Origin of the sequence: Micromonospora sp. KC606, from assembly GCF_004348675.1 — a bacterium.
Lineage (GTDB): Bacteria > Actinomycetota > Actinomycetes > Mycobacteriales > Micromonosporaceae > Micromonospora.
On sequence record NZ_SMKN01000273.1, the window covers coordinates 1 to 6,898 of the forward strand.

A 6,898-nucleotide genomic window follows, 5' to 3' on the forward strand; every position below is an offset into this window, starting at 1 on the left:
GGTCTCCGCCCCACCGGTCGTCGGCGTCGGAAAGTCGACGGATGCGGATCCGGCGGAGCACCCGGCGGTCGACCCCGACGCCGGGCCGGGCCTCGACGCGCCCGACGGGCCGAACCATCCCGCCCGGCCCGTCGCGGCATCGGCGGGGGCGGACGAGCCGGCCCTCCCACCGACATCCGGGGCGGACGAGCCGGCGCCGCGCAGCGACCCGGAGCAGGTGCTGGCCGCGTACCGGTGGCGGCTCGACCCGGAGACGCTGCGTGAGACCGTGGACGACCCGGACGAGCTGCGTGCGCTGCGGCGGCGGCTCACCGAGAAGCTCGGCGTCTCCCTGGACAACCGCGCCCGCGCCCGGCTGCTGAGCCTGCGCGCCGTCGTCTCCCGGGTCGTCGACGACCTGGACGACGCGCTCGCCGACGGCCGGCTCGCCCTCACCTACGCCGAGGCGACCGGGGAACTGCGGCGGACCGCGCTGGCGCGGGCCCGGCTGGCGGAGGTGCTGCGCCGCCGGGGCGAGCACGCCGAGGCGGACCGGCTCTTCGCCGAGGCCAACTCGACGGAGCTGCCGGATCGGCTGCGCTCGGCGATGCACGAGCACGCGGGCCGGTCCTGCTACGACCAGGGCCGGTTGATGGAGGCGTGCGAGCACTTCGAACGAGCACTGGACCTGCGCCGGGCCGACGACCCGGAACTGACCGAGCGAATCATGATCTCCCTGGACGCGGTGCACGCCCGGGCCGCCGCGAAGGGCAGTTTCGGGCCGTATCCCCGGAGTCGGGAGGAGGTGCTACGCGGACACCGCTCGCCGGTACCGACCCGGGATATCGACCCAGAGCGATGGGGTTACGCGGATCCCGACGGTGAACTCGTGATCGACTACCGGTACGCCGAGGCGCAGCCCTTCTGCGAGGGCATGGCCTGGGTACGCCGTCCCGACGCCACCGGTTGGGAGTTGATCGACGAGGCCGGGAGGACCCTGATCGCCCCCGCGTACGCGGCGGTGCGGGCCTTCTCCGACGGTCTGGCCTGGGTGTCTCGGGGCGGTGACGCGGACTGGACGGCGGTCGAGCCGGACGGCACGGTGGTCGCCTCCGGCGGCTTCGAGGAGGTCCGGTCGTTCCGGGGCGGCGTGGCCGCGGTGCGCCGGGGCGGGGCCTGGGGTGCGGTGGACCGGCACGGCCGGCTGGTCGTGCCACCCCGCTACCAGGGCTTCCGGACCGTGCTCGCCGACGGCCGCCCGGTGGACGGCTTCACCGACGAGGGGCTGGCCGTGGTGCAGGCGGGTGGCCTGCGCGGCGTGGTGGACCGCGCCGGGAAGGTGCTCGTCGCGCCCGCCCACGGACAGCTGATGATCCACCCGGTGGCGTTCCTGGCCACCGACCGCGCCGGCCGGTGGGGCGCGCTGGACCGGCGCGGCGCTCCGTTGATCGACCCGGTGCACCCGGGCCGGGACGCCGTGTTGGCCGAGATCGACCTGCTGCTGACCGACGCCCATCCGGTGCTCTGACGGTTCAGGCGGACCGGGCTAGGGTCGGGGAATGGAATTCCGACACCTAGGCCGCTCGGGCCTCATGGTCAGCGAGATCTCGTACGGCAACTGGATCACCCACGGCTCCCAGGTCGAGGAGGAGGCGGCGCTGGCCTGCGTGCGAGCCGCCCTGGACACCGGCATCACCACCTTCGACACCGCCGACGTCTACGCCGGCACCCGCGCCGAGGAGGTCCTCGGCAAGGCCCTGGCGGGCGAGCGCCGCGAGGGGCTGGAGATCTTCACGAAGGTCTACTGGCCGACCGGTCCGGGCCGCAACGACCGGGGCCTGTCCCGCAAGCACATCATGGAGTCGATCAACGGCTCGCTGCGCCGGCTGCGCACCGACCACGTGGACCTCTACCAGGCCCACCGGTACGACTACAGCACGCCGCTGGAGGAGACGATGGAGGCGTTCGCCGACGTCGTCCGCTCCGGCAAGGCGCACTACATCGGTGTCTCGGAGTGGAAGGCGTCGCAGATCCGCGAGGCGCACGGCCTCGCCCGCGAATTGCGCGTCCCGCTGGTGTCCAACCAGCCGCAGTACTCGATGCTGTGGCGGGTCATCGAGACCGAGGTCGTGCCCGCCTGTGAGGAGCTGGGCGTCGGGCAGATCGTCTGGTCGCCGATGGCGCAGGGCGTGCTCTCGGGCAAGTACCTGCCCGGCCAGCCACCGCCGGCCGGGTCCCGGGCCACGGACGAGAAATCCGGCGCCAACTTCATCAGGGCCTGGCTGAACGACGACGTGCTCACCCGGGTGCAGCGGCTCAAGCCCCTCGCGGAGCAGGCCGGGTTGACCCTGCCGCAGTTGGCCATCGCCTGGGTGCTGCAGAACCCGAACGTCGCCTCGGCGATCATCGGGGCGTCCCGGCCCGAGCAGGTGCACGACAACGTCAAGGCGGCCGGCGTGACGCTCGACGCCGAGCTGCTGAAGGCGATCGACGAGATCGTCGAGCCGGTCACCGAGCGGGACGCGGCGAAGACCGAGAGCCCGGCCCGCCGGCCCTGACGCTCTCTCCGGGCCCGGCGCGGCCTGCGCGCCGGCCCGGGCCCCTCCCCGGGCCGATCACCCCTGCCAGAAGCGGATCAGGTCCAGTCCCAGGGCGTAGAGCCAGCTCGGCAGGCCGAGCGCGTCGCCGAGGGCGAAGACCGCGCCGAAGAACCAACCACCGATGCGCGGGTTCCACAGCAGCGCGAAGAGCAGGATGAAGCCGAACGGGGCGAACAGGTCGTACATCCGCCGCCACTGCGCGTTCAGCCAGGGCTGGATCATGTTGCCGCCGTCCAGGCCGGGGATCGGCAGCAGGTTGAGCAGACTCGCGGTGAGCTGGAGGAAGGCCAGCAGCGCCAGCCCCGCCCAGAACTCGACCGGCCCGCCGAACGCCCCGGACCCGACCCGCAGTGCCGCCACCAGCACCAGCGTGAACAGCACGTTGGTGGCCGGACCGGCGAGGCTGACCAGGGTGTGGCGCAGCCGGCCCGGGATGGCGTGCCGGTCCACCCACACCGCGCCACCCGGCAGGCCGATGCCGCCGAGCAGCACCACCACCACGGGAAGCACGATCGACAGCAACGGGTGGGTGTACTTCAGCGGGTTCAACGTCAGGTAGCCGCGGTGGGCGATGTCCCGGTCGCCGGCCCGGTACGCCACCACCGCGTGGGCATACTCGTGCAGGCAGAGCGAGACCAGCCAACCGGAGACGACGAAGAGGAACACGTCGAACCGGACGTTGCCGAATCCGCTCCAGGCCATCACCCCGCTGGCCACGAAGAGCGCGACCAGGGCGAGGAAAACCGGGCTGGGGCGGAACGCCGCCCGGGGCACACCCAGGACCAGCGGTTCCCCCGGGCGGTCGTACGCCATCACTCCGCCGTCGGCAGCAGGCTCATCCGGTACTCCACCCGGTCGTCCTCGACGAGCGCGACCGAGGTGACGCCGGACGCCGCGAGCTCCCGCCAGGTCTGGCCGATCCACGACTCGGCGTCCGCCTGACTGCCGAACGACTCCACCGGCCCGTCCAGCGCCGTGCCGTCCGCGCCCTCGTACCGCCAGCTCCACGCCATGCCGCGTCTCCCCTCGCCGCTTCGCCGTCTCCGGGGACGGATCCCCGCAAGCGTAGTCGGCCGTCCCCTGAACGGTCCGCTGCTCACCCCGCGGGAGCGCCGCCGCCCGCCCCGACGCCGCGCTGCCGGGCTCCAGGGTTTCCCGGCCGCTGTCGGGGTATGGGCAGGGTGAGCAACGGCGGTGGCCGGACACCGCCGGCGGACTCCAGGAGGCGACGGTGGAGCAGCGGATGCACGAGAAGGACACTGATGAGCTGCGGCAGATCGCGGTCCGGGGCGGCATCGAGGGTGCCGCGCACATGGACCGGGACGAGCTGCTGGACGCCCTCGTCGCCCGCCCCGGAGAGGGTGCCTGGCAGGAGGATCCGAAGCCGGCGACGGTCAACCCGAACGATTACCGGTTCCACTCCCCCCGTCACCCGTAGTACCGGCGACGCGGCGGTTCTCACACGTTCGCGTTGCACACCGGTACGGTGGCGCGGTGCTGACTAAGGGATTGGCGCTCAGCGATCGGTACCGGCTGAGCGAACGGGTGGCGACCGGTGGCATGGGCACCGTCTGGCGATGCGTGGACACCCTCCTCGACCGCGAGGTAGCTGTGAAAATACTGCTACCCACACTGGTCGAAGACCCCGAGTTCACCACCCGCTTCCACGCCGAAGCCCGCATGCTGGCCGCCCTACGCCACCCCGGCATCGTCGCCGTACACGACTTCGGCTCCACCACCCTCACCGACGGCAACCGCGTCAGCTACCTGGTGATGGAGTACGTCGACGGCGAACCCCTCAACGCCTGGATCCGCCGCGCCGGCCGACTCGACCCCGCCTCCACCATGTCCGCCGTCGCGCAAGCCGCCACCGCACTGCACATCGCCCACACCGCCGGCATCGTCCACCGCGACGTCAAACCCGGCAACCTCCTGGCCAAACGCGACGGCACCATCGTCCTGGTCGACTTCGGCATCGCCCGCTCCGCGGCGTCCTCCGGGCTGACCGCCAGCCACATGGTGCTCGGCAGCGCCTCCTACATGTCGCCGGAGCAGGTCAACAACCAGCCCGTGTCGCCGGCCACGGACGTCTACGCGCTCGGCGCGGTGGCCTACCACTGCCTGACCGGGCAGCCGCCGTTCGTCGGCGCCACCCTGTTGCAGGTGGCGTTGCAGCACGCCCAGGACGCTCCGCCGCCGCTGCCCCACGACATCCCGCCACCGGTGGCCGCGGTGGTCGAACGCGCCCTGGCCAAGAACCCCGCCGACCGCTGGCCCAGCGCCGCCGCGATGGCCGACGCCGCCCGCGCCGCCACGCCGACGGTGCGCCCGGTCCTACCCGGTCCGCGGCCGGCCGGGGACGCGCTGGCCCCGCCCCCGCCGTGGCCGGTGCCGACGGGGGACAAGGCCGCGCCGGCGTCGGCCGCGTCGACCGGTGGCGGAGCCACGACCCCTCCGGCAGCTCCGGCGGGTGACCGGCCGGCGGCGCTGACGGGTGACGGGCCCGGGGCCGCACCGGCGGCGCCCACGGGTGACCGGCCGGCGGAGCCGACGAACGACCGACAGCCGGCCCCACCGGCAGCTGGCCGGCCGGTGACCCCGCCGGGCCGGGGCGGCGTACCAGGAAGAAGCCCGAAGCCGAAGTCGCCGGACGGCGGCCGGGCGCCGCGTCGGCGGATGGTCCTGGCCTGCGTGGCCGGGGCGGCGGCCGCTGTGCTGGTCGGCGTCGGCGTGATCCTGGCGCTTCCGCCGGACGGCCCGCGCCAGGGCACGCCGGAACCGACCGCCGGGTCCCTGGGGGCCGTGGGGGCCGTGTCCGCGCCACCCGGTCCGGACACCGACGGCGCCCGCAACGGCAGGCCGGAGCCGGGCACCGGCGTGCCGGCCGGCTGGTCGACTCCGGCGGGAGCGGGCGTCGTCCCGAACGGCACCACCGGAGCGGGAACAGGAGCCGAGCCCGGTGGGCCGCCGGGGCCGAAGCCGGGGGACCGACCGGTGCCGGAACCCGGGGCGAGCGCGTCCAGCAACGCGCCGCCGCCCGCCTCGCCTCCCGCCAACCCGCCGAGGAGCAATCCCCACACCCCCGAGGAGCTCTGCGGCGAGGGTTTCCAGGTCGTCGAGTCGGCGGCGCTGGTCGCGGACGGGGTACGCACCGGACGGGTGTATCTGCTCCGCAAACCGCCGGCCCGGGTGAAGTGCGTGGTCACCCTGAAGGAGATCGCGCTCGGCGAGCCCACGGCGGTGTCGGCGTTCCTGGAGGTGCAGGGAAAGAAGCGGACCACCGCCGGCGGCTCCTCCGAGTACTACGCCGGCCCGGTCCGCGTCGGGGGCGGCAAGGCGTGCGTGGCGTGGGGTGGGTCGACCGGCGGCGCCAGCTACGGCAGCGACTTCGAACACTGCGGTTGAGTTCGGGGCCGGCCGGCGACCGTCGTCGGCGCGACACGCACCACCTCGGGGCGTCACGACACGACCGTCGGTGACCAGCATGACCGCCCGGCCGGTACGGTGGCGCGGTGCTGACTAAGGGACTGGCGCTCAGCGATCGGTACCGGCTGAGCGAACGGGTGGCGACCGGTGGCATGGGCACCGTCTGGCGATGCGTGGACACCCTCCTCGACCGCGAGGTAGCTGTGAAAATACTGCTACCCACACTGGTCGAAGACCCCGAGTTCACCACCCGCTTCCACGCCGAAGCCCGCATGCTGGCCGCCCTACGCCACCCCGGCATCGTCGCCGTACACGACTTCGGCTCCACCACCCTCACCGACGGCAACCGCGTCAGCTACCTGGTGATGGAGTACGTCGACGGCGAACCCCTCAACGCCTGGATCCGCCGCGCCGGCCGACTCGACCCCGCCTCCACCATGTCCGCCGTCGCGCAAGCCGCCACCGCACTGCACATCGCCCACACCGCCGGCATCGTCCACCGCGACGTCAAACCCGGCAACCTCCTGGCCAAACGCGACGGCACCATCGTCCTGGTCGACTTCGGCATCGCCCGCTCCGCGCAATCGCCTCGATCACCGGGGCCACATGGTGCTCGGCACCGCCTCCTACATGTCGCCGGAGCAGGCTGTCGCCCAGCCGGTCTCGGCGGCCACGGACGTCTACGCGCTCGGCGCGGTGGCCTACCACTGCCTGACCGGGCAGCCGCCGTTCGTCGGCGAGAACCCGTTGCAGGTGGCGCTGCGGCACGCCCAGGACGCTCCGCCGCCGCTGCCCCACGACATCCCGCCACCGGTGGCCGCGGTGGTCGAACGCGCCCTGGCCAAGAACCCCGCCGACCGCTGGCCCAGCGCCGCCGCGATGGCCGACGCCGC

The 6,898-nt window shown here is 73.5% G+C and carries 6 protein-coding genes and 1 pseudogene; 5 read left to right on the forward strand and 2 right to left on the reverse strand.

What is annotated here, in order from left to right; genetic code table 11:
* A partial coding sequence (locus E1193_RS28885) for a WG repeat-containing protein (protein WP_243707957.1) occupies positions 1-1,507 on the forward strand: 1,507 nt, incomplete at its 5' end.
* A gap of 31 nt (positions 1,508-1,538) precedes the next feature.
* A complete protein-coding gene (locus E1193_RS28890; protein WP_132186333.1) occupies positions 1,539-2,537 on the forward strand; it encodes an aldo/keto reductase family protein in 999 nt (332 codons plus the stop codon).
* A gap of 57 nt (positions 2,538-2,594) precedes the next feature.
* On the opposite strand, the gene E1193_RS28895 is transcribed toward E1193_RS28890, so the two are convergent.
* Both E1193_RS28895 and E1193_RS28900 read right to left on the reverse strand, forming a co-directional pair.
* Positions 2,595-3,392, reverse strand: a complete 798-nt coding sequence (locus tag E1193_RS28895) for a site-2 protease family protein (RefSeq protein WP_132186334.1) — start codon at positions 3,390-3,392, stop codon at positions 2,595-2,597.
* Positions 3,392-3,592: a hypothetical protein gene (locus E1193_RS28900; RefSeq protein WP_132186335.1), complete on the reverse strand. Its 201-nt coding sequence runs from the start codon at positions 3,590-3,592 to the stop codon at positions 3,392-3,394. The genes E1193_RS28895 and E1193_RS28900 overlap by 1 nt, the downstream gene beginning before the upstream one ends.
* A gap of 218 nt (positions 3,593-3,810) precedes the next feature.
* On the opposite strand from E1193_RS28900, the gene E1193_RS28905 reads away from it, so the two are divergent.
* The 3 genes and pseudogenes from E1193_RS28905 to E1193_RS28915 form a co-directional block, all read left to right on the forward strand.
* Positions 3,811-4,017, forward strand: coding sequence for a hypothetical protein (locus E1193_RS28905; RefSeq protein ID WP_132186336.1), 207 nt, complete (start codon positions 3,811-3,813; stop codon positions 4,015-4,017).
* A 56-nt stretch (positions 4,018-4,073) separates the two neighbouring features.
* Positions 4,074-5,984 carry a serine/threonine-protein kinase gene (locus E1193_RS34030; RefSeq protein ID WP_207922910.1) on the forward strand — a complete coding sequence of 637 codons (1,911 nt, stop codon included), beginning with the start codon at positions 4,074-4,076 and terminating at the stop codon, positions 5,982-5,984.
* A gap of 107 nt (positions 5,985-6,091) precedes the next feature.
* Positions 6,092-6,898 (forward strand): annotated as a pseudogene (locus E1193_RS28915) (serine/threonine-protein kinase); the annotation flags it as partial.

What these genes read in the sequence shown, in the direction of transcription:
- E1193_RS28890 (WP_132186333.1), top strand. Translation starts at nt 1,539, where the DNA reads ATGGAATTCCGACACCTAGGCCGCTCGGGCCTCATGGTCAGCGAGATC.
- E1193_RS28895 (WP_132186334.1), bottom strand. Translation starts at nt 3,392, where the DNA reads ATGGCGTACGACCGCCCGGGGGAACCGCTGGTCCTGGGTGTGCCCCGG.
- E1193_RS28900 (WP_132186335.1), bottom strand. Translation starts at nt 3,592, where the DNA reads ATGGCGTGGAGCTGGCGGTACGAGGGCGCGGACGGCACGGCGCTGGAC.